This window comes from Nonomuraea corallina (assembly GCF_027620315.1).
GTDB lineage: Bacteria > Actinomycetota > Actinomycetes > Streptosporangiales > Streptosporangiaceae > Nonomuraea > Nonomuraea corallina.
In genome coordinates this window covers 1-18745 of the sequence record NZ_JAPNNL010000145.1, presented here as the reverse complement: position 1 = coordinate 18745, position 18745 = coordinate 1, and the positions used below count along the sequence as shown (strand labels likewise).

The following is an 18745-nucleotide window of genomic DNA, read 5'->3' as shown; positions in this document are numbered from 1 at the left end:
GGGGCCCCCCGGGCCCCCCCCCGGGCCCCCGGGACGGGCGACCGTTTCAGCGACCTTTTCGGCGGACTGTTCAACCGGGGCGGCGCCACGACCCGCACAACCTCCGCCACCAGGCCGCGGCGCGGGCAGGACATCGAGTCAGAGGTCACGCTGTCGTTCACGGAGGCTGCCGAGGGCACCACGGTTTCGCTCAGGCTGACCAGTTCCGCCGCGTGCAGCGCGTGCACCGGGACGGGCGCCAAGGCCGGCACCACCCCGCGGGTCTGCCCGACCTGTGAGGGCACCGGTGCGGCCAGCCGCAACCTGGGCAATTTCGCCTTCTCCGAGCCCTGCCGCGACTGCAAGGGTCGCGGGCTCCTGGTCGACGACCCCTGCCCCGTCTGCGAGGGCAGCGGCCGGGCCAAGAGCACCCGCACGATCCAGGCCCGCATCCCCGCGGGAGTGTCCGACGGGGCGCGGGTCAGGCTCAAGGCCAAGGGAGCGCCCGGCGAGAACGGCGGTCCGGCCGGTGATCTCTACATCGTGACGCACGTCAAGCCGCACCCCGTGTTCGGCAGGTCGGGTGACAACCTGACCGTCACGGTTCCCGTGACGTTCTCGGAGGCGGCTCTCGGCGCCGAGATCAAGGTGCCGACGCTCAAGGGGATGCCGGTGACCCTGCGCATCCCCGCGGGCACGCCGAACGGGCGCACCTTCCGCGTCCGCGGCCGGGGCGTCACCCGCAAGGACGGCACCAAGGGCGACCTGCTCGCCAGCGTCGAGGTCGTGGTGCCGAAGACGCTCGACGACAAGTCGCGCGAGCTGCTCACGGAGTTCAACACCGCCACAGCGGCCGAGGACCCGCGGGCCGAGCTCATATTGAGAGCCAGAAGCGAGTGAGCCGATGGACGCCAACTACTTCGACCTGTCCGATGACACTCCTGTTTATGTGATTTCGGTGGCCGCGCAGCTGTCGGGGCTGCATCCGCAGACATTGCGGCAGTACGACCGGCTCGGCCTGGTCTGCCCTGGCCGCACGGCGGGGCGCGGCCGCCTCTACTCGACCAGAGACATCATCCAGCTGCGCGAGGTCCAGCGGCTCTCCCAGGAGGAGGGCATCAACCTCGCCGGCATCAAGCGGATCCTGGAGCTGGAGAACGAGTCGCTGCGGCTGCGCGAGGAGGTTCACCGGCTGCGCGCCGAGCTCCAGATGATCAAGGCGCTGATCCGCTACGAGTTGCCACCGGGGGCGTAGATGGAATACAAGCTCACTCAGAAAAGTCAGGAGGCGCTCTCGGGAGCCATGCGGCGGGCCGCCGCCGACGGCAATCCCGAGATCTCTCCGATCCACCTGCTGACCACGCTGCTCGCGCAGACCGGCGGCACCGCCGTCCCGCTGCTGGAGGCGGTCGGCGCCGACTGGAAGGCGCTGCGGGCCAGGGCCGAGGAGCGGCTGGCGGCGCTGCCCAAGGCGCAGGGCGCGACGGTGGGGGCGCCCACGAGCTCCCGCCAGCTGCTCACGGTCATGAACACCGCCGCCCAGCACGCCAACCGGCTGGAGGACCAGTACGTCTCGACCGAGCATCTGCTGGTCGGCCTCGCGGCGGACGGCGGCCAGGCCGCCGAGCTGCTCAAGGCCGCGGGGGTCACGCCGCAGGCGCTGCTCGACGCGTTCGAGAAGGTACGCGGCCACGCCCGGGTCACCAGCGAGACGCCCGAGGACACCTACCAGGCGCTGGAGAAGTACGGCGTCGACCTGACCGAGCGGGCCCGCGCCGGCAAGCTCGACCCGGTCATCGGCCGCGACTCCGAGATCCGGCGGGTGGTGCAGGTGCTCAGCCGGCGCACCAAGAACAACCCGGTGCTGATCGGCGAGCCCGGCGTCGGCAAGACGGCCGTGGTGGAGGGCCTGGCCCAGCGCATCGTGGCCGGTGACGTGCCGGAGTCGCTGCGCAACAAGCGGCTGATCGCGCTCGACCTGGGCGCGATGGTCGCGGGCGCCAAGTACCGCGGCGAGTTCGAGGAGCGGCTCAAGGCGGTGCTCTCCGAGATCAAGGAGAGCGACGGCCAGGTCGTGACCTTCATCGACGAGCTCCACACCGTCGTGGGCGCGGGCGCCGCCGAGGGCGCCATGGACGCGGGCAACATGCTCAAGCCGATGCTGGCCCGCGGCGAGCTGCGGATGATCGGCGCGACCACGCTCGACGAGTACCGCGAGCGCATCGAGAAGGACCCGGCGCTGGAGCGCCGCTTCCAGCAGGTGTACGTGGGCGAGCCGACGGTCGAGGACACCATCGCGATCCTGCGCGGGCTGAAGGGCCGCTACGAGGCCCACCACCAGGTGCAGATCGCCGACAGCGCCCTGGTGTCGGCCGCCGCGCTGTCCGACCGCTACATCACCAGCCGCTTCCTGCCGGACAAGGCCATCGACCTGGTCGACGAGGCGGCGTCCCGGCTGCGGATGGAGATCGACTCCCGTCCGGTCGAGATCGACCAGCTCCAGCGGGCCGTCGACCGGATGAAGATGGAGGAGCTGGCGCTGTCCAAGGAGACCGACGAGGCCTCCGTGCAGCGCCTGGAGCGCCTGCGTCAGGAGCTGGCCGACCGCCAGGAGGAGCTGAACGCCCTGGTCGGCCGCTGGGAGCACGAGAAGGCCGGCCTCAACAAGGTCGGTGAGCTGAAGAAGCAGCTCGACGAGGCGCGCGGCACCGCCGAGCGGGCGCAGCGCGACGGCGACTTCGAGACCGCCTCCCGCATCATGTACGCCGAGGTGCCGCGCCTGGAGCAGGCGCTGAAGGCCGCCTCCGAGGCCGCCCCGCCCGAGAACGCCATGGTCAAGGAGGAGGTCGGCCCCGACGACATCGCCGAGGTCATCTCGTCCTGGACCGGCATCCCGGCGGGCCGCCTGCTGGAGGGGGAGACGGCCAAGCTGCTGCGCATGGAGGAGGAGCTGGGCAAGCGCCTCATCGGCCAGCACGAGGCCGTGCGGGCGGCGTCCGACGCGGTCCGGCGCAGCCGGGCCGGCATCGCCGACCCCGACCGGCCGACGGGCTCGTTCCTGTTCCTCGGCCCGACCGGTGTCGGCAAGACGGAGCTGGCCAAGGCGCTGGCGGAGTTCCTGTTCGACGACGAGCGGGCGATGACCCGCATCGACATGAGCGAGTACTCCGAGAAGCACAGCGTCGCCCGGCTCGTCGGCGCGCCTCCCGGCTACGTCGGCTACGAGGAGGGCGGCCAGCTCACCGAGGCCGTGCGGCGTCGCCCGTACACCGTGGTGCTGCTGGACGAGGTGGAGAAGGCCCACCCGGAGGTCTTCGACATCCTGCTCCAGGTGCTCGACGACGGCCGGCTGACCGACGGCCAGGGCCGCACGGTCGACTTCCGCAACACGATCCTGATCCTCACGTCCAACCTCGGCTCCCAGTATCTCGTCGACCCGACGCTGGAGAACGGCGTCAAGCGCGAGGCCGTGATGGGCGCGGTGCGCAGCGCGTTCAAGCCGGAGTTCCTCAACCGGCTGGACGACGTGATCCTGTTCGACGCGCTCGGCACCGAGGAGCTGGCGCAGATCGTGGACCTGCAGGTCGACCGGCTGGCCCAGCGGCTGGCGGACCGCAGGCTGACGCTGGAGGTCACGCCCGCGGCCCGTGAGTGGCTGGCCCTGACGGGCTACGACCCGATGTACGGGGCGCGCCCGCTGCGCCGTCTGGTCCAGTCGGCGATCGGTGACAAGCTGGCCAGGGCGGTGCTCTCCAGCGAGATCGTCGACGGCGACAAGGTCCTGGTCGACCTCGGCGACGACGAGCTGACCGTCCAGCGGGCCTGAGCACCCGCCGTACAACCCGCCCGTACACCCGTCGTACACCCGCCGAACGCCCGGAGGTCCATCCTCCGGGCGTTCGACGTTCCCCGGCGGGTCATCGGCGGGGTCCGTTCCTTAAGGTTCGGGCCAGCCTTCCGGCAAGCCGCCTCCCCGCTCTCGCCCGCCTGGCTAGCTTCGCGTGCGTCAGTCACGGGAACGATCAGGGGGACGAGAAGTGCTTACGCGGAACATCCGAAGGATCCTGGCCATGGTCACTCTGACCGCGGGCGTCACCTGGCTGGGGACCGGCCCCTCGGCCGCGGACGACTGCCTGACCGCGCAGGCCCGCGTGGGCTCACCCGCGGCGGCGCTCTGCGACGAGCTGGCCAAGGCGCGGCTGAGCGACGCCGCCCCGCTGCTCGGGTCGGAGAGCACCCACCTGGCCCTGAACGCGGTCAGGATGGCCGAGCGCATCCACCTGACCGGGCTGGTCACCCCGCAGTCGGAGCATGGGCTGTCTGACCTGGGCGGGTTCGTGGCCACCTCGGCCATGCCGCCGGTGGCGAGCGAGCCGGTGGCGGGCGCGACCGGCCTGCTCAAGCTGCCCGCCCTTCCGGTGCTGCCCGAAGCCGCCCCGCCGACGGGGCGCACTCCTCGGCCCACGGACGGACGTCCGCGCCCGGCGGACACCCCGATCGACCTGACCGGCCCGGTCCAGCAGGCCGGGGACGAGATCGTGGACCGTGCGGTGCCGCGCGTGGCGACGGAGCTGGACCGGGCGGACATCCCGGGCCGCTCCCTCGACGGCGTCACCCGCCTGCTGGGCGGGCTCTCCCTGCGCTGAGCCCGGCCCGTCAGGAGACGAGGGCGTCGATCTCGTCCTCGGGCAGGCCCAGGTCGAGCCTGATGCGGTAGCGGGTGCGCAGCATCGACATCCGCTCCGGGTCGTCGCTCTCGCAGGTCAGCAGTGCCTGGGTCACCCACTCGTGGCCCGCCTCCAGGTCGCCGTAGGCGACGAGGGTCTCGGCGATGCTGTGGGCGGTCGCCGCCGAGACGTCCTCTTCGGCGCGGACCGTCTCGATGACCTCCCTCGCCTCGTCGTGCCGGTCGAGCTCGAACAGCGTGTCGGCGATGCCGGCACGCGGGTCGATGCCCGTCTCCCCGCCGTCTTCGACCGCGCGCTGGAAGCACTCCAGCGCGCGGGCCGGCTGACCGGCCGCGCGCCACTCCTCGGCCGCCTGAACCAGGATGGACGCTCTCGACACGTCGCCGCTGGAGTAATCGAGCGCGACGTCGTACAGCCTGCCGGCCAGCGAGCCGTGGTCGTCGGCCAGCAGCGCCTGCTCAAGCAGGCGATCAAGGTGCTCACGGGTCACATGCGCCACAACGCGAGACTACCGAGAGCCGTGCGGTTTTGCCCGCTCAATAAGCATCGGCGATGGCGGATGAGGGCACCACGATTCGTCACCAGCCGCTCACGAGCCGCATATCTTCGCAGGTAGCAGGGCATATACCGGTCACTTCGCGCCCGAGAGCGGAAGGGGCTGGGATGAGCGGGTCCAGGCAGGTGACGTCCGCGCTGGCGGTCGCGGTGGTGCTGTCGGCCGTGGGCCCCGGGGTCGCCGGCTACGTTTCGGCCCGGCTCGAAGGGGCCGATGCGGCCGAGCGAAGACTGCGGGCCCTGGAGGACGAGCTACGCGTGAGAGAGCACGCCGTCCGGCCGGTGTCGTACGCCGAGGAGTGCGCGCGACCCCACGAGCCGCACTGGCTGCCGGAGTTTCTCGAGGCCTGGGAGCGGATCCGCTAGTCGGGCCGCGGCGTGTAGGACTTGAGCTGACGCGACAGAAACCCGCGCACGAGCTGCCGGGCCGCGTCGATGATCTCCTCCGAGCCGTCGGGGTCGCGGCGGAAGGCCAGCTTGAGCACCGCGTCACCGGCCTCGACCGCCACCAGCACGGCCACGTCGAGCTCGTGGCAGTCGGCGAGCCCGAACTCCTTGAGCAGCAGCCCGCGCAGCCGGCCCGCGATCACGGTGTTGTTGTCGGAGTCGGAGTCGAGCAGGTTGAGGTCGACCACGTCGCCGAAGTGGAGGCTCCGGAAGCCGGGCACTGTGCGGTGCATGTCGACGTACTCGTCGATGATCGCGTCGACGGCGTCCCACCAGCCCCGGTAGTCCTCCTCCATGAACCGGCGGCCCACCCTGGAGACGAACAGCTCCACGTTGCGCCGGGTCAGCTCCTGGGTGATGGCCCGCTTGTCGGGGAAGAACTGATAGACCGAGCCGATCGCGACCCCCGCCCGGTCGGCGATCCTGGTCGTGGAGAGCGCCTCGTAGCCGATCTCGTCGAGCAGGTGGGCGCAGGCGTCGAGCATCCGCTCGACCCGCCGCGCGCTGCGGCGCTGCGTGGGCTGACGGCGCAGCGCCTTCGGCGACGCACAGTCATCTTCTGGTTGCGGCATGGACACGACATCATCTTCCCCCGCCAGACCAGATCGTTACCCACGATTGACCGGATTCCCGGGAATCCGGTGAGCCCGGACCAGCCCATGGAGTGCGGATGGGGAGATCCTGGACAGCGTCGACCGCGTACGCCACCGGACCCTGCGGGGTTCAGGGCCGGGCGGCCAGTCCGGTGCAGGAACGCAGCGCCTTCCAGTCGGCCACGGCCTGCGTCCGCGCGGCGCCGGTGATCGGGACCGGCACGCCGTTCTGGATGGTGGCGGGGGTCCACCGGTCCTTGAGGATCTTGCGGCCGTTGATGGTGAGGGTCAGCACGCCGGTGCGGCCCGTGGTCGCGGGGTTGGAGTTGTAGAAGACGAAGTTGCCGAGGCCGTAGCTGATGTACGCGTTGTCGAGGTACCCGGCGCCCAGCAGGATGTGCGCGTGGCCGCCCACCACCACGTCGGCGCCGGCCTTGACGAGCTTGGGGGCCAGGGAGAGCTGCGCCGGGTTGGGGCACTTCTGCATCTCGGTGCCCCAGTGCAGGTGCACGATGACGGTGTCGGAGTTCTTGCGCGCCTGCCGTACCGCCTTGATCAGGCGGGCCTCGTTCTTGGCCGACGCGAGCCCGCCCTTGTCCGGGGTGGCGGTCCAGGAGTCGATGAACTCGGCGTCCAGCACCTGGGTCGCGCCGATGATCGCGACCCGGTTGCCGTTCACCGTCTTCCTGAACGGCTTGTACGCCTGCGCCTCGTCCTTGCCGATGCCCACCATCGGGAAGCGGGACTTCTTGATCGCGGCGAGCGAGTCCGCCAGGCCGGTCTCCATGTAGTCCATGCCGTGGTTGTTGGCCATGGAGGCCACGTCCACGCCGGCGGCCTTGAGCGCGGTGATCGCGCTGGTCGGCGCCCGGAACGTGTACTGCTTGCCGGGCGCGGGAGTGCCGCCCGTGGTGATCGCGGTCTCCAGGTTGATCATGGCCAGGTCCGCCTTGCGGAGCACCGAGGCGATCGGGCCGAGCGCGGTGCGCGGGTTGTTCAGCCGCGCCCGCAGGAAGCCCTCGAAGTGCACGTCCCCGCCGAAGGCGATGGTGTACGGCTCACGCTTCGGGGTGGCGGGGGCCGTGGGCTCGGCCGAGGTGGTGGCTGATTGGGGCTGCCGCTCGGGCGCCTCCGCACCGAAGGCCGAGCAGGCGGCCAGCGAGGCCACGGCGGCCAGTGCCGAGAGTGCGCGGGGGAGGTTCATCGGGGGCGCCATCCAGCTCGATCGAGACTTTCAGGGATCGAGCATGCCATGTCCGGACTATTGGCGCGTAGTGACCCTCGCTTGACATCAAACGATAAGAAATCGGACTTGGCTCAGGAATCAGATCACGGACCTCGACGCCGGCGCGGGGAGGGGTGGCCATGGACGACTCCTGGCGTCAACGCGGGGGCGATCCGTGAGGCGCTGAAGGAGGCGGGGGGCCTGTGTACGGGAGTGGGCGCCTGTTGATCAAGGGGGCCGGGGTGCGTCATGATGTGCGGGGATCTTGTGCCCGCCGGGCGGGCGGAGAGAACCGGGGCTGTGACCAGCCTTCGTCGAACGGCCCTGTCCGGTTGCGTCACCAACCTGCCAGGGCCGTTTTTCACGCGCTGGCCGAAAGGGCCTCCAGGTCGAACTCTCCGTCCCGGACGCCGGCCGTGAACGCGGCCCACTCCGACGGGGTGAAGACGAGGACGGGTCCGTCCTGCTCCTTGCTGTCCCTCAGTGCGACGTTCCCGTCGGCGAGGGGGGCGACCTCAACGCAGCTGCTGGCTCCGTTGCAGAAGGTGCTCTTCTGCCAGGCCGCCGTCTGGTGGTGGATAGACATTTTCTCCCCAAATGGGCGTAGGGGCGCCATTGCCCCTTTTGTTCCGATGTTCGTTGCTCAGCCTCGCCACATCATCGCCTTGCGTTGAATGAGCACGCGTGATTCGTCCTCGTCCAACGCCTGCATCCTGATGTTCTCGAAGGCCGACTCGTACCCCGCTACCCGCTCGAGGTCCTCGACGAAGTGAGCAGTATAAAGCTGCTCCAAATAGACCACATCGTCGAAGTCTGTGAACTTGAGGTGAATGAACGCTCCCGTGCTGACCGGGTGAAGCGCGTCCATGGGCAGCACCTGAACGCTGACGTGAGGCAGAAGGGACAACTCCAGGAGATGCTCCATCTGCGCCCGCATCACCGAGGGCTCGCCGAAGCGGCGCATCAGGGCCGGTTCGTCCAGCACGAAGCGCATCTCACAGGGGTCGGAGCGGTGCAGGACACGCTGCTGGCGGTCGAGACGGGCCTCGACCCTGCTCCTCACTCCGCTGTGGGTGATGCGCGAGATGCCGCGGACGGCCAGGATGACCTCTCGGGCGTAATCCTCGGTTTGGAAGAGGCCGGGCACGATCTGGGGTTCCCAGTTGCGCTGGACGATGGCCTCTGCCTCCAGCCCGAGGAATCTTGTGTACTCCTCCGGCAGGGCGTCTTCGTAATCTTCCCACCAGCCCCGCTGATCCGCATCCCGCAACAGGCCGAAGAGTTCGTCAAGTTTGACTTCGTCGAGGCGGTAGAGCTTCCCCATCGCCTTGATGTCGTCGGCGCTGGGCATCGTCTTGGCGCCCTCGATGCGCGAGACCTTGCTGGGCGACCAGCCGAGCTCCTTGGCGGCGCCGGCACCGGTGATCTTGCGTCGCTCACGGAGCAGCCGGAGCTCCTGACCGAGTCTGAGCTTGCGGACAGTCGGACTGCCCTGCGTCGGTGGCACCGTCGACTCTCCTTGCCGGGATGAAGGTATAGCCGGAGGGAACCGTTTCAAGCCCGCGGTCTTGGGCCGTCCTGCCAATCTTACACTGCAACTTGCACGCGTACCTTCATTTGGGCTTGCCAGGAGGCTTTCACGGAGAGACGGTGTGAAGCAAGCAAAGCTCCTGAGGGGGAAGGGGGAGCACACCAAATGATCTCCCGTGGGCACCCCGTCCATGCCGAAGGTCATCCGGCGCGTGCAAGTTGCACGGCAATTCGAGGGACGATTGCGAAGAAAGAAAAATCTTTCTTGCTCAAGGACTTGCAGCGGCTAACTGCCGAGAGGACCATCAGGACCAAGAGGAGCTCCGGAGGTGGGGAGGTCGTGATGGACACCGCGCGACCCGCCGGGACGAGCTTCCCGCCCACGACCACTCGCGGCCGGTCAGGCCGCGCACCCGGCAACGGCGCCGTCCCGTCCATGGAGACCGAACACAGGGAGGCCGCCTGCCGGAAGGATCTCGCACTCAGCTGAGAGTCATCGCCGCGATCGTCGCTCGAAAGAGCACAAGCCGGACCGAGGCCGGCGCACCCGACCCGCCGCACCTGGGCTGCCACCCAGCGGCGAGCAGGTCACCGGCCCGCAGTCCGGCGTAAGAAGCCACCTCTGATTTGCCGCGAAAGGGGTCTTCTATGCACTCACAAGGTACCAAGGGACTCAGCCGGCGCAAGTCCCGGATGCTCACCCGCTTCCAGGGACTGCTCGCCTGGGCCGACCGCGAAATCTGCATGGAGTTCGACGAGTTCGCCCACCGCCGGGGCTGGTCGGTCACCAGGACCGGCTTCGGCTCCCGCCGCTACCGCGACCCACGATTCGACCGGATCGTGCCACGGGTGCCCGAGGAGGTGTCCTGATGCCCAGGAACCCGCGCAACCAGATCTACCCCGGGTACGAGGACCTGCCCGCCCCGGCCGGTTCCGGGCCCATCACCCGGCTCTGGCGGATCCGTACCGAACTGCTCATCCTCACCGGCCTCGCGCTGCTCGTGCCGGTCCTGCTGGACGCCACCCAGCAGGGCGGCTGGCTGCCGTTCGTCCTGGCCGGCACCGCCGTCTCGGTGCCGGCCGCGACCCGGTTCGGCCGCAGCTGGGCCGTCTCGCACTTCTGGTGCGTGGTGTCCCGTCACCGGCTGCAGCGGGTCTGCCTGGAGACCACCATGCACACCCGCAAGGGCCGCATCCCGCTGGTGCTGTGGATCACCCCGACCACCACGGGCGAGAAGGCCCTGATCCTGACCAGGGCCGGCATCTGCGCCGAGGAGTTCGAGGCCTACGCCGAGGAGATCGCGGCGGCCTGCTGGGCCAGGGCCGTCACCGTCTACCGGCACCGCACCCGCGCCAACCTGGTGATCGTCGAGATCGTCAGGCGGGACGAGATCCCCGGGACCCTCTCCCCCGGACTCGACCGGCTCTACGGCCGGCGGGCCTGGATCTCGCTCCGCCACGACCTCGAGGAGCCGCCTGATCTGTCCCGGCAGCTGATTCCGCAGCCGCTGGGCTGAAGACCTAGGGACCCGCGCCTCCCTAGGAAAAGCCCCGGAGACCGCGGGGGCTCCGGGGCTTCCCCATGTCCTCCGTACGCGTCAAGATGAGTTCAGCTGACGAACCCAGGAGTCGTGATGACGTCGACCGTGCATCGGACCTGCCCCCTGTGTGAAGCCGTCTGCGGCCTGACGCTGACACTCGACGACGGCGGCCACGTGACCAGCGTCCGCGGCGACCGCGACGACCCGTTCAGCAAGGGGTTCATCTGCCCGAAGGGCGCCAGCCTCGGCAGGCTGGACGAGGACCCCGACCGGCTGCGCAGGCCGTTGATCCGGGAGGGCGGGCGGTGGCGGGAGGCGGGCTGGGACGAGGCGTTCGCCGCGGTCGAGCGCGGGCTCGCCGAGGTGACCGCCGCGCACGGCCGCCAGTCGGTCGCCGTCTACCTGGGCAACCCGAACGCGCACACGATGGCGGGCGCGCTCTACAACGGACCGCTGATCAAGGCGCTCGGCACCCGCAACGTCTTCTCCGCCAGCAGCGCCGACCAGATGCCCAAGCACGTGGCCAGCGGGCTGATGTTCGGCCATCCGCTGGCCATCCCGGTCCCCGACCTGGACCGCGCCGATTATCTGCTGATGCTGGGCGCCAACCCGCTGGAGTCCAACGGCTCGCTGTGCACCGCCCCCGACTTCCCCGGCAGGCTCAAGGCGCTGCGCCGGCGCGGCGGGCGGCTCGTCGTGGTCGACCCGCGCCGCACCCGGACCGCAGAGCTCGCTGACGAGCACGTGTTCGTACGCCCCGGCACGGACGCCTACCTGCTGTTCGGCATCGTGCACACGCTCTTCGCCGAGGATCTGGTCACGCTCGCCCACCAGGTCAACGGGCTCGACGAGGTGCGCGAGTCGGCCGAGCACTTCCCGCCTGACGTGGTGGCCCGCCGCACCGGCGTGCCGGCCGAGGTGATCGTACGGCTCGCGCGGGAGCTGGCGGCGGCCGGCCGGGCCGCCGTGTACGCGCGGATCGGCACCTGCACGGCCGAGTTCGGCACGCTCGCCCAGTGGCTGGTGGACGTGGTGAACACGCTGACCGGCAACCTGGACCGGCCGGGCGGGGTGATGTTCCCCAAGCCCGCCACCGAGTTCGCCGGGCGGCGCGGACCGTACCGGGTGGGGCGCTGGAGGAGCCGGGTGCGCGGCCTGCCCGAGGCGAACGGCGAGCTGCCGGTCGCCACCCTCGCCGACGAGATCGAGACGCCGGGCGAGGGGCAGATCAAACTCCTGGTCACGGTGGCGGGCAACCCGGTGCTGTCGGCCCCGCACGGCGACCGGCTGGACCGGGCGCTGGCCGGGCTCGACTTCATGGTGAGCGTGGACCCGTACCTGAACGAGACCACCAAGCACGCGCACGTCATCCTGCCCCCGCCGCGGGTGCTGCAGTCGGGACACTACGACTTCGCGCTGCTGGGCTTCGCGGTGCGCAACTACGCGCGCTACTCGCCGCCGCTGCTGCCGCTGGACGGGCAGCCGTCGGAGGCGCAGATCCTGGCCCGGCTCACCATGATCGCCTCTGGGGCGGACGGCGACCTGGACGAGTTCGTGATCGGTCAGATGCTGGCCAAGGCCGTGGAGACGCCCGGCTCCGGGGTCGAGGGCCGGGACGTCGCCGAGCTGCGCGCCCTGCTGGAGGGCGACACGGGCGCCGAGCGGCGGCTGGACCTCATGCTCAAGCTCGGCCCCTACGGCGAGTGGGCGGCCGGGGGCGACCTGTCGCTGCGCAAGCTGCTCGACCATCCGCACGGGCTCGACCTCGGCCCGCTGGAGCCGCGGCTGCCGGAGGTGCTCAGGACCGCCTCGGGCGTCGTGGAGCTGGCGCCGCCGCTGCTCCTGGAGGACGTGGACCGGCTGCGCGCCGGGCTCGACGCCGAGCCTGCGGAGATGGTCCTGATCGGGCGGCGTCACCTGCGTTCCAACAACAGCTGGCTGCACAACGTGGGCCCGCTGGTGGGCGGCAGCAACACCTGCACGCTCCAGATCAACCCGGCGGACGTGGCCAGGCTCGGGCTCGGCGGCGAGGCCGTGGTCCGCTCCGCGAAGGGTGAGCTGACCGTGCCGCTGGAGCCCACCGACACGATCATGCCGGGTGTCGTCAGCCTGCCGCACGGCTGGGGGCACCAGGGCAGCTCGCAGGCGGTGGCGGCGAAGCACGCGGGGGTGAGCGCGAACGCGCTGACGGACGAGACAGCGGTGGACGTTCCGTCGGGAAACGCGGTGTTCAATGGTGTTCCGGTCACTATTTCGCCTACCCGGGTGATCAGCGCACATTAAGGTGTCGCGGGTGACTTTCGTGCCAGCAGAGGACCGCCTGACCGACCAGATCGCCTTCGCCGTGGAGATCGACAAGTTGAAGCGGATCATCCGCCGCAACCTGCTGATGGACGGTTCCAGGCGGGAGAACGACGCGGAGCACTCCTGGTACGTGGCCACGCTGGCGATGGTGCTGGGCGAGCACGCGCCTGCCGGCACCGACCTCCAGCGGGTCGTCGCCATGCTGCTCGTGCACGACCTGGTCGAGATCGACGCGGGCGACACGTTCATCTACGACCCGGTGGCGGTGGCCGCGCAGGTGGAGGCCGAGCGCGCGGCGGCCGACCGGATCTTCGCGCTGCTGCCCGGCGAGCAGGGCGCGCGGCTGCGGAGCCTGTGGGAGGAGTTCGAGGAGCGCGAGACGCCCGAGGCGCGCTTCGCCAGGGCGCTCGACCGGTTCGCGCCGATCCTGGCCAACCACCACACCGAGGGCGGCACCTGGCGGCTGTTCAAGGTGACCGCGGCCCAGGTGATGGAGAAGGTCAGGCTCATCGAGGAGGGCGCGCCGTCGCTGGGGGCGTACGCGCGCGCCCTCGTCGAGGAGTCGGTCGCGAAGGGTCACCTTTCCGAGTGACGTCCGCACCCCTGGGGTAGGGGACTTGTCGTGAAAGAGACAGTACGGGCGAGACGTAAGAACTTGCGGCGGTTCGCCGGACCAGTGGACCTCACCGAACGGCTGGGCAAGGCCACGGCCATGGACCGGCCGATCCGAGCGCTGGCGAAGACGGTGCGCGAACGCGTCCCCCAGGGCTTCATGCGGGACCTGTTGCACGGAGTGCCGACGGGCAAACCGGCACACCCGCCCCTGGCCTCCGTGAGCCTGGGCTGCTGGATGTCGGCCACGCTGCTCGACCTGGTCAAGGCCGACCCGCGCGCGGTGCGGCTGCTGCTGGCCACCGGCATCGTCAACGCCCTGCCCACGGCCGCCGCCGGCCTGACCGACTGGTCGTCGCTGCACCGGGAGCAGCAGCGCGTCGGGTTCGTGCACATGGTGTCGAACGTGGTCGCGCTCGGCCTGTTCTCCGGGTCGCTGCTGGCCCGGGTGCGCGGGAGTGAGCGGGCCGGGCGGGCGCTGTCGTACGCCGGGCTGGTGGCGGGCGGGGTCGGCGGATACCTGGGTGGCCACCTGGCCTATCGGATGTCGGCGGGGGCCAACCACGCGCCCCAGGTCTCCCATTTGGTGCCGTTGGGCTGGCACGACCTGTGCCTGTTGAAGGACCTGCCGGACGGCCGTCCGGTGTCGCGGCGGCTCGGCTACATCTCGCTGTTCGTGCTGCGCCGCGGCGAGAACGCGACCGTGCTGGTGGACACCTGCCCACACCTGGCGGGCCCGCTCCACCAGGGCCGGCTGGTCGAGGTGGACGGCGAGGCGTGCGTGCGGTGCCCCTGGCACGGCAGCACGTTCCGGCTGGAGGACGGCTCGGTCAGGCACGGGCCGGCCACGGCGCCGGTGCCGACGTTCGAGACCCGCGTCCGCAAGGACGGCACGATCCAGGTGCGGCCGAGGTTGACCTGAAGTCGACTTGAGGTTCTACGGTCGCCGCATGAGCACGATTCTGGTGACCGGCGCGACCGGCAACGTCGGCGGACATGTGGTGAACGAACTGGCTCGGGCCGGCCTGGAGGTGCGCGCCCTGGTGCGCGACCCGGCCAAGGCACGGCTCCCCGATGAGGTGGAGGTGGTCGCGGGCGACCTGACCAGACCCGAGACGCTGGAGCCCGCTCTCGCGGGCGTGGAGACGGCGTTCCTGGTGTGGCCGGGCTTCGCCGCGCGGACCGCCGAGCCGGTGGTCGAGGCGCTGGCCGCCAAGGCCCGGCGGGTGGTGTACCTCTCAGCGAACGTACCGGACGGCGGCGGTCCGCCGATCTTCCACCAGGAGCTGGAGCGGCTGATCCGCGCCTCCGGGCTGAGCTGGACGTTCCTGCGACCGAGCGGCTTCGCGGCCAACACCCTGGGCTGGGCCGACCAGATCAGGACGGGCGTGGTGCGCTGGCCGTACGGGCAGGCGGCGCGCGCCCTCATCCACGAGAAGGACATCGCGGCGGTGGGGGTGCACGTCCTGACCTCGGCCGGGCACGGCGGCGCGGCCTACCCGATCAGCGGGCCCGGCCTGCTCACCCAGGCCGAGCAGGTACGGATCATCGGCGAGGTGATCGGCCGCGAGGTCCGCTGGGAGGAGCTGCCGCCCGAGGAGGCGCGCGAGCACCTGCTGGCGGCCTGGGGCGACGCGAACTTCGTGGACAGCGCGCTGGCGGGCTGGCGGAGCTTCGTGGACTCCCCCGAGGAGGTCACGGACGTGGTGGAGAAGCTGCTGGGCAGACCGGCGCTGCCGTTCCGCTCCTGGGTGCGCGACCACGAGGCGGACTTCCGTTAGGACCGGCGGCCGGCCTCGCGCCGGCCCCGGCCTCGGTCAGGACTTCTCGTCGGCGGGGTGCTCGACGAGGGCGAGGATGCGGCTGGACATGAACCGGGCGGTCCTGACCGGGGTGCCGCTCCGGGTCACCTCGCTCACCTCGACGAGCCCTCGCCGGGTGTCCACCTCGACGCGGCGGCCCGCACGGGTGGCGACGATCTCGTAGGTGCGCGGGGTGCCGCCCGCGTCGATGACGATCTCCACGCGATCACCCTTCATGTACCGATTCATACCCAGAAAGTCGGAAATTTATCCGTACACCAGTTTGATAATCGCCACGATCCCCACCACCACGATGACCACCCGCAGCAACGGCGCCGGGATGCGGCGGCCGACCTTCGCCCCCAGGAAGCCCCCGATCATCGCGCCCAGCGCCACGGCCAGCACCGCCCACCAGTCGACCTCCGCGACGAACACGAACAGCACGGCGGCGGTGAGGTTGACCACCAGCGAGAGCACGTTCTTGGCCGCGTTCACCCGCTGCAGGTGCTCGTCCAGGAAGCTGCCGAGCAGCCCGATGAGCAGCACCCCCTGGGCGGCGCCGAAGTAGCCCCCGTAGACGCCCGCCCCGAACACGCTCAGCCACAGGACCGGCCCGCCGTACGGGTGCGCGTGCTCGCGCCGGGCGGCCAGCCGGGCGTTGAGCCAGGGCTGGATGATCACCAGGACGCAGGCCAGCGCGATGAGCACCGGGACCACCACCTGGAAGACGTCCGGGTCCAGGTAGAGCAGCAGGATCCCGCCGGCCAGCGAGCCGAGCGCCGACCCTCCAGCGAGCCTGACCAGCCGGTCGCGCTGCCCGCGCAGCTCCGCGCGGTAGCCGTACGCGCCGGTGACCGAGCCGGGGACCAGGCCGATGTTGTTGGACACGTTCGCCACGATCGGATCGACGCCGACGGCCACGAGGGTGGGGAAGGTGATCAGGCTCCCCGAGCCGACCACCGCGTTGATCGCCCCGGCGGCCACGCCGGCGAGCCACACGGCGAGCGCTTCCCAGACCGTCACCCCGACCCCTTCCCCTACGCGTCGACAGCCGAGCCTAGGGGGCCTGACCGGGCGGTCTCGCTCCCGGGGGTGGCGGACGGGGCTACGCGTCGGGGGCGGGCGGTTTCGGAGGGCTGAACAGGCCGCCGAGGTTCTCCAGCGCCTTGCCCATCTCCGAGGGGACTATCCAGATCTTGTTGGCGTCGCCCTTGGCGATCTCCGGCAGGGTCTGCAGGTACTGGTAGGCGAGCAGGTGCTGGTCCGGCTTGCCCTCGTGGATGGCCTTGAACACCATGCCGATCGCGTCGGCCTGCCCCTTGGCCCGCATCGCCTGGGCCTCGGCCTCGGCCTGGGCGCGCAGCACCGCCGCCTCCGCGTCGCCCCTGGCCCGTAAGACCGCCGCCCGCTGCTCCCCCTCGGCCGCCAGGATGGCCGCCTGGCGCTGCCCCTCGGCGGTGAGCACGGCGGCCCGCTTGTCACGGTCGGCGCGCATCTGCTTCTCCATCGAGTCCTGGATCGAGGCCGGCGGGTCGATGGACTTGAGCTCCACCCGGTTGACCCGGATGCCCCACTTGCCGGTGGTCTCGTCGAGCGAGCCGCGCAGCTCGGTGTTGATCTCCTCCCGGGAGGTCAGCGTGCGCTCCAGGTCCATGCCGCCGACGACGTTGCGCAGGGTGGTGACGGTGAGCTGCTCGACGCCGGTCAGGAAGTTCGCGATCTCGTACGTGGCCGCCTTCGGGTCGGTCACCTGGAAGTAGATGACGGTGTCGATGGAGACGACCAGGTTGTCGGAGGTGATCACCGGCTGCGGCGGGAAGGACACCACCTGCTCGCGCAGGTCGATCAGGTCCTTGATCCGGTCGACGAACGGCACCACCAGGTTGAGCCCGGGGGCGAGGGTGCGGTGGTAGCGGCCCAGGCGCTCCACGATCGCCGCCGTCGCCTGCGGGATGATCCTGATCGCCCGCGCCACCCCGAGGCCCACCGCCGCGACCACGACGAGGACGACGATGAGCTGCTCCACCGACATGGCAACGCTCCGGGAATCGACGGGCCCGACGCTGCATGATATTTCGTCCCGGCCCCCGGCGGGCGGCCTCCGCGGCGGCTAGAAGGGGCGCACGTACCAGCGGCCCTCGGCGCTGCGCTCCAGCCCCAGCGGCACCCCGAACGTCTGCGACAGGTTGTCGGCCGTCATGACGTGCTCCAGCGGCCCCTGGGCCACGATCGCGCCGTGGCGCAGCATCAGGCCGTGGGTGAACCCGGCCGGGATCTCCTCCACGTGATGGGTCACCAGGACCAGCGCAGGCGACCGGAAGTCGTCGGCCAGCACGGACAGCCGCCGCACCAGGTCCTCGCGGGCGCCCACGTCGAGGCCGGCGGCCGGCTCGTCGAGCAGCAGCATCTCCGGGTCCGGCATGAGCGCGCGGGCGATCTGCACCCGCTTGCGCTCCCCCTCCGACAGCGAGGCGAACCGCCGCCTGATCAGATGGGCCGCGCCCATCATGTCGATCAGCTCCACGGCGCGGGTGACGTCGTCGGAGTCGTACTCCTCCGTCCACCGGCCGAGCAGCGCGTAGGAGGCGGTCAGCACCAGGTCGATGACCTTCTCCTCCGGCGGGATGCGCTCGGCCAGCGCCGAGCTGCACAGCCCGATGCGCGGCCGCAGGTCGAACACGTCGGCCACGCCGACCCGCTCGCCCAGCACCTCCAGCGACCCGTCGCTGGGGAACAGCAACGTGGCCGCGAGCTGCAGCAACGTCGTCTTGCCCGCGCCGTTGGGCCCGAGGACGACCCAGCGTTCGTCCTCCTCCACCGTCCAGTCGATGCCGCGCAGCAGGGTCGCCCCGTCGCGCCTGTAGGCGACGTCCTGGAACCGCAGCACCTGACCACCCATCCCCGATCCCTCCTTGAGGAGTAAACCCTGGGGACAAACCTATTGCAGGGCGAGCGCTTATCGTGGATCGGTGCGCCCTGAATCGCCTATCTGTCCTGTGCTCGTCGCCTGGGGTAACGCCTGGCTCACCGGCCACATCGGCCTGGACGAGGCGGCCGACCACGTAGAAGAGGTCGGCGGCCCCGCCGTCGTGGGCGAGGTTCCGCTGCGTAAATACCTGGTCAATCTTCGGTCCGCGGGGTTGAGCGGCTTCCGTCTGGCGCTGCCGGCGCCCGGTGACCCGCTGGGGCTGTCGGGGCCGCCGGGGTTCAACTCGGCCGCGGTGGACGCCGGACAGGCCGCCGTCGCCGTGCTGGACGACACGCGCGTCGGGCTGGTGCCCTCGCTCGATCTGCGCGGTTCCTCGTACGTGGGCGTCAAGTGGGAGGCGCACGAGGCCGGGCCGGTACGGCAGGACCTGCCGTCGGTGGCGGAGGCCGAACGCGAGCTGTCGGAGGCGATGCGGGAGGCGACGCAGGCGCTGGCCGCCGCGGGCGGCCCGCGCTGGCCGGGTCGATCACGCTGATTTTA

General features: G+C 70.6%; 21 protein-coding genes. 12 read left to right on the top strand and 9 right to left on the bottom strand.

The genetic code is table 11. The features are described from left to right. The 4 genes from OUY22_RS27925 to OUY22_RS27910 all read left to right on the top strand — a co-directional run. Positions 1-879, top strand: an 879-nt coding sequence (locus OUY22_RS27925) for a DnaJ C-terminal domain-containing protein (protein ID WP_270158158.1), incomplete at its 5' end; no start/stop codon positions are given. Positions 880-883: 4 nt separating this feature from the next. Next, positions 884-1234 carry a heat shock protein transcriptional repressor HspR gene (locus tag OUY22_RS27920; protein WP_148036329.1) on the top strand — a complete coding sequence of 117 codons (351 nt, stop codon included), beginning with the start codon at positions 884-886 and terminating at the stop codon, positions 1232-1234. Next, positions 1235-3805 (top strand): ATP-dependent chaperone ClpB, encoded by a 2571-nt coding sequence (clpB, locus tag OUY22_RS27915; protein WP_270158157.1) that lies wholly within the window; start codon positions 1235-1237, stop codon positions 3803-3805. Positions 3806-4049: 244 nt separating this feature from the next. After that, complete coding sequence (locus OUY22_RS27910; protein WP_270158156.1) at positions 4050-4625, top strand: hypothetical protein; 576 nt, start codon at positions 4050-4052, stop codon at positions 4623-4625. A 10-nt stretch (positions 4626-4635) separates the two neighbouring features. On the opposite strand, the gene OUY22_RS27905 is transcribed toward OUY22_RS27910, so the two are convergent. Then, positions 4636-5166 carry a tetratricopeptide repeat protein gene (locus tag OUY22_RS27905; RefSeq protein ID WP_270158155.1) on the bottom strand — a complete coding sequence of 177 codons (531 nt, stop codon included), beginning with the start codon at positions 5164-5166 and terminating at the stop codon, positions 4636-4638. Positions 5167-5330: 164 nt separating this feature from the next. Between OUY22_RS27905 and OUY22_RS27900 the strand changes: the two genes are divergently transcribed. Beyond that, entirely contained in the window at positions 5331-5588 is a 258-nt protein-coding gene (locus OUY22_RS27900; RefSeq protein WP_270158154.1) for a hypothetical protein, read from the top strand. Here OUY22_RS27900 and OUY22_RS27895 read toward each other — a convergent pair. The 4 genes from OUY22_RS27895 to OUY22_RS27880 all read right to left on the bottom strand — a co-directional run bounded on the left by OUY22_RS27895 (position 5585) and on the right by OUY22_RS27880 (position 8994). Then, positions 5585-6241, bottom strand: a complete 657-nt coding sequence (locus OUY22_RS27895; RefSeq protein WP_270158160.1) for a TetR family transcriptional regulator — start codon at positions 6239-6241, stop codon at positions 5585-5587. The genes OUY22_RS27900 and OUY22_RS27895 overlap by 4 nt on opposite strands. Before the next feature lie 151 nt (positions 6242-6392). Beyond that, entirely contained in the window at positions 6393-7466 is a 1074-nt protein-coding gene (locus OUY22_RS27890) for a CapA family protein (RefSeq protein ID WP_270158153.1), read from the bottom strand. 382 nt (positions 7467-7848) lie between these two features. Beyond that, positions 7849-8073: a DUF397 domain-containing protein gene (locus OUY22_RS27885; protein WP_270158152.1), complete on the bottom strand. Its 225-nt coding sequence runs from the start codon at positions 8071-8073 to the stop codon at positions 7849-7851. A gap of 57 nt (positions 8074-8130) precedes the next feature. After that, a complete protein-coding gene (locus tag OUY22_RS27880) occupies positions 8131-8994 on the bottom strand; it encodes a helix-turn-helix domain-containing protein (RefSeq protein ID WP_270158151.1) in 864 nt (287 codons plus the stop codon). Between the two features lie 671 nt (positions 8995-9665). Here OUY22_RS27880 and OUY22_RS27875 point away from each other — a divergent pair. The 6 genes from OUY22_RS27875 to OUY22_RS27850 all read left to right on the top strand — a co-directional run bounded on the left by OUY22_RS27875 (position 9666) and on the right by OUY22_RS27850 (position 15255). Continuing rightward, positions 9666-9887, top strand: coding sequence for a hypothetical protein (locus tag OUY22_RS27875; RefSeq protein WP_270158150.1), 222 nt, complete (start codon positions 9666-9668; stop codon positions 9885-9887). Then, positions 9887-10534, top strand: a complete 648-nt coding sequence (locus OUY22_RS27870) for a hypothetical protein (RefSeq protein WP_270158149.1) — start codon at positions 9887-9889, stop codon at positions 10532-10534. The genes OUY22_RS27875 and OUY22_RS27870 overlap by 1 nt, the downstream gene beginning before the upstream one ends. A gap of 117 nt (positions 10535-10651) precedes the next feature. Next, positions 10652-12841, top strand: coding sequence for a molybdopterin-dependent oxidoreductase (locus OUY22_RS27865; RefSeq protein WP_270158148.1), 2190 nt, complete (start codon positions 10652-10654; stop codon positions 12839-12841). A 1-nt stretch (position 12842) separates the two neighbouring features. Next, positions 12843-13454: an HD domain-containing protein gene (locus OUY22_RS27860; RefSeq protein ID WP_270158147.1), complete on the top strand. Its 612-nt coding sequence runs from the start codon at positions 12843-12845 to the stop codon at positions 13452-13454. A gap of 84 nt (positions 13455-13538) precedes the next feature. Next, entirely contained in the window at positions 13539-14396 is an 858-nt protein-coding gene (locus OUY22_RS27855) for a Rieske 2Fe-2S domain-containing protein (RefSeq protein WP_270158146.1), read from the top strand. 28 nt (positions 14397-14424) lie between these two features. Then, entirely contained in the window at positions 14425-15255 is an 831-nt protein-coding gene (locus OUY22_RS27850) for an NAD(P)H-binding protein (protein WP_270158145.1), read from the top strand. Between the two features lie 36 nt (positions 15256-15291). On the opposite strand, the gene OUY22_RS27845 is transcribed toward OUY22_RS27850, so the two are convergent. The 4 genes from OUY22_RS27845 to OUY22_RS27830 all read right to left on the bottom strand — a co-directional run bounded on the left by OUY22_RS27845 (position 15292) and on the right by OUY22_RS27830 (position 18175). Further along, complete coding sequence (locus tag OUY22_RS27845; protein WP_270158144.1) at positions 15292-15513, bottom strand: hypothetical protein; 222 nt, start codon at positions 15511-15513, stop codon at positions 15292-15294. A 30-nt stretch (positions 15514-15543) separates the two neighbouring features. Next, positions 15544-16299 (bottom strand): sulfite exporter TauE/SafE family protein, encoded by a 756-nt coding sequence (locus tag OUY22_RS27840; protein ID WP_270158143.1) that lies wholly within the window; start codon positions 16297-16299, stop codon positions 15544-15546. Positions 16300-16381: 82 nt separating this feature from the next. Continuing rightward, a complete protein-coding gene (locus tag OUY22_RS27835) occupies positions 16382-17308 on the bottom strand; it encodes an SPFH domain-containing protein (protein ID WP_408638213.1) in 927 nt (308 codons plus the stop codon). A 78-nt stretch (positions 17309-17386) separates the two neighbouring features. Further along, complete coding sequence (locus OUY22_RS27830; protein ID WP_270158142.1) at positions 17387-18175, bottom strand: ABC transporter ATP-binding protein; 789 nt, start codon at positions 18173-18175, stop codon at positions 17387-17389. A gap of 97 nt (positions 18176-18272) precedes the next feature. On the opposite strand from OUY22_RS27830, the gene OUY22_RS27825 reads away from it, so the two are divergent. Next, on the top strand, positions 18273-18740 hold the full coding sequence (locus OUY22_RS27825; RefSeq protein WP_270158141.1) for a hypothetical protein: 468 nt from the start codon (positions 18273-18275) through the stop codon (positions 18738-18740). Positions 18741-18745 lie beyond the last annotated feature (5 nt).